The organism is Actinosynnema sp., assembly GCF_052038725.1.
Window position 1 is genome coordinate 1 of sequence record NZ_JBQGCX010001079.1, and the last position, 3,194, is coordinate 3,194.

Sequence of the window (3,194 nt, forward strand, 5' to 3'; positions counted from 1 at the left end):
CGTCGAGATCGGACAGCGCCGCAATCTGGGCATCGGTGTCCTGGATACGGGATGCTCGCTGAAAGGCCTTGAACGCCTCCCGCACATCCTCCCAGAGCTTGGCCGACTCGCCGGTGTCCGCCCGCCGGAGCAAGTCCTGACCTGGGCGGTCGTGGCAGACACCGGGCCGCGGGCGGGCAGGGGCGCGAGGGAGCGGATTCTGGCGGCGGCCGTCCGGCTCTTCGACGAGCGCGGCATCACCGCGACCACCATGGAGGACGTCGCCGAGGCCGCCCCGGTCTCCAAGCGCACCCTCTACGCGCACTTCCCCACCAAGGAGGACCTCGTCCTCGCCCAGCTCGACCACCTCCTCGACTCCGGCGCGACGATGCTGGACGCCTTGCGGGACAGCGGAACCCCGCCCCGCGAGCGGCTGCTGGGCATGTTCGGCCTCGGCCTGTGGGACGGGGACGTGCGATCGTGCCCGTTCCTGCGCGCCGCCACCGAGGACCCCGACCCGGACGGCCGCGCGCACGCCTTCGCCCGCGCGCAGAAGCTCGTGATGCTCGAACTGGCGACCGGCCTCGTCGCCGAGCTGGGGATCGCCGAACCGGAGGCGCTCGCCGAGCAGCTCGTCACCCTGTCCGACGGCGTGGCCAGCCGGGCGATGGTGCTCAACGACCCCGACTACGGCCGCCACGCCCGCGCCGCCGCCGAGGTCCTGCTCGACCACGCGCCCCGACTGGCCGCCACGAGCGCGAACACGTCCGCCTGACGGAGGCGCGACGGCGGTCCGCCGCGCGAGGATTCCCCGTGCCACCAAGGCATCCGCACCGATCCGCAAGGGGGGACCACCGTGCTCGTGGCTCTCGTCGAACTGCGCACCGCCCACCGCGAGACCGTCCTGGCCCACTTCGACGCCGAGCGCGACCGCGTCCGCGCCATGCCGGGAAACCTGGACTTCCGGGTCTGCGCCTCCCGCGAGGACGCGGACCGCGCGACCGTCCTGCACGAGTGGACCGACCAGGCCGCGCTCGACGGCTACCTCGCGTCCGAGCCCTTCGCCCGCCTCGGCGCCTCGGTCCGCCCGCTGCTGGCCCAACCACCGGTCAGCAGGCGCTTCCGCGCCGAACCGCCGGACGTGGTCGCCTGACCGCCCCGGACCGCCGGGAGGCGCGCAGCGTCGTGCGCTCCTTCCCGGCGGCGCCCACCCGCGACCTGCGGCTCGACCACCACTACCTGCTGTGCGCCTCCACCGGGACCCTCAGGCTGGAGGCGGGCGGCCGGGCCTGGCTGCTGCCGCCCGCGCGCGCCGCGCTCATCGAGGCGGGCGAACCGATCCGGGTCAGCGTGCCCGTCCCGGTCACCACCGCCTCCGTCCTGCTGCACCCCGGCTTCGCCCCGCCGCCGCCCGCCCCGCTGGCCGTGTTCGACCTGACCCCGCTGGCCCGCCACCTGCTCGCCGAGTGCGCCGCCCTGCCCGCCTCCGCCGACCCCTTGGACGCCTACGCCCGCCCGCTCTTCGCCGCGCTCGCCGCCGTGACCTGGCGGCTGGCCGAGCACCCGGCCCCGGTGTCCGTCCCGGTGGGCCGGTCGGCCGAGCTGCGCGAGGCGTTGCGGCTCACCGGAGAACGCCTCGGCGAGGACCCGCGCTTCACCGACCTGGCAGCCGAGGTCGGCCTCGCGCCGCGCTCGCTGGCCCGCAGGTTCGCCGAGGAGACCGGCACGACGTGGCGCGCGGTGCTGCGCCGGATGCGGTTGCTGCGGGCGATCGAGGCGCTGGCGGGCGACGAGCCGATCACCACGATCGCCCACGCGGTCGGCTACAGCTCGCTGTCCGCGTTCAACGCCGCGTTCCTCGACCTGACCGGCCGCACGCCCGGCGAGTACCGCGCCAGCTTCCGGCTCTGACGCCCGGGTCTGGCCCGGTTCTGGCGCGGGTCGGGCCAACGCCCTGCGCCGCACGGCCGAAGCGCCCCGCCGCCCCCGGTGCGAATCCTGGTGTTCGCGCACCCGCCGTGCTGGACTGGCTCCCCCGCCCTAGCACGCCGTTGTGTCGAGGAGGAGCAGAGCCTTGCGCGAAAAGAGCATCCCGCCGCTCTACGAGGTACCCGCCGAGGACAACCTGCTGGGTCCCGTCATCCGCAACACCGCCGAGCAGCCCGACCGCGTCCTCCTCGCCCGCCAGGTCGACGGCGCGTGGCGGGACGTCACCGCGGCCCGGTTCCTCGCCGAGGTCCGCTCGGCCGCCAAGGGGCTGATCGCCTCGGGCGTCGGGCCGCGCGACAAGGTCGCGATCATGTCGCGCACCCGCTACGAGTGGACCGTCCTGGACTACGCCGCCTGGGGCGCGGGCGCGGTGCCCGTGCCCGTCTACGAGACCTCGTCGGCCGAGCAGGTCGAGGGGATCCGCCGGGACTCCGGCGCGGTCGCCATCGTCGTGGAGACCGAGGCGCACCGCTCGCTGGTGGCCAAGGTCCGGCCCGGCTTACCGGCGCTCAAGCAGGTCTGGACCATCGACGACGGCGCGCTCGACCAGCTCGACGCGGGCGGAGCGTCCGTCACCGACGAGGTGCTCGACGAGCGGATCGCGGGCCTCGGCGCGGACGAGCTGGCCACGATCGTCTACACCTCCGGCACCACCGGCCGCCCCAAGGGCTGCGTGATCACCCACCGGAACCTGCTGGCGGAGTGCGGCAACACCATCGCCCGGCTGCGACCGCTGTTCCACGACGACGCCTCCTCGCTGCTGTTCCTGCCGCTGGCGCACGTGCTGGGCCGCGTCATCCAGCTCTGCTCGCTCGCCGCGCCGGTCAAGCTCGGCCACGTCAGCGACCTCAAGGACCTGCCCGCCGCGCTGACCGCGTTCCAGCCCACCTTCCTGCCCGCCGTGCCGCGCGTGTTCGAGAAGGTCTACAACTCGGCGCGCGCCCAAGCCGTCGCGGGCGGCAAGCAGAAGGTGTTCGACCTGGCGGTGGACACGTCCATCGCGTACAGCAGGGCGCTGGAGACCCCCTCCGGGCCCGGACTGGCGCTCAAGCTCAAGCACAAGCTGTTCGACCGGCTCGTGTACGGCAAGCTCCGCGCGGTCCTCGGCGGCCGGGCCGCCTACGCCCTGTCCGGCGGGGCCCCGCTCGGCGAGCGCCTCGGCCACTTCTACCGGGGCCTCGGCTTCGTGGTGCTGGAGGGCTACGGCCTGGCCGAGTCCAGCGCCG

The 3,194-nt window shown here is 74.6% G+C and carries 4 protein-coding genes; all 4 read left to right on the top strand.

Annotated elements, in window-relative coordinates:
• Positions 1 to 151 precede the first annotated feature (151 nt).
• On the top strand, positions 152 to 754 hold the full coding sequence (locus ACTUAL_RS22770) for a TetR/AcrR family transcriptional regulator (RefSeq protein ID WP_440901660.1): 603 nt from the start codon (positions 152 to 154) through the stop codon (positions 752 to 754).
• Positions 755 to 841: 87 nt separating this feature from the next.
• Complete coding sequence (locus tag ACTUAL_RS22775) at positions 842 to 1,132, top strand: putative quinol monooxygenase (protein ID WP_440901661.1); 291 nt, start codon at positions 842 to 844, stop codon at positions 1,130 to 1,132.
• A gap of 32 nt (positions 1,133 to 1,164) precedes the next feature.
• The gene (locus ACTUAL_RS22780) at positions 1,165 to 1,890 is read left to right on the top strand and encodes an AraC family transcriptional regulator (protein WP_440901662.1); all 726 of its coding nucleotides are present in this window, start codon (positions 1,165 to 1,167) and stop codon (positions 1,888 to 1,890) included.
• A gap of 163 nt (positions 1,891 to 2,053) precedes the next feature.
• The coding region (locus ACTUAL_RS22785) for an AMP-dependent synthetase/ligase (RefSeq protein WP_440901663.1) at positions 2,054 to 3,194 on the top strand (1,141 nt) is incomplete at its 3' end.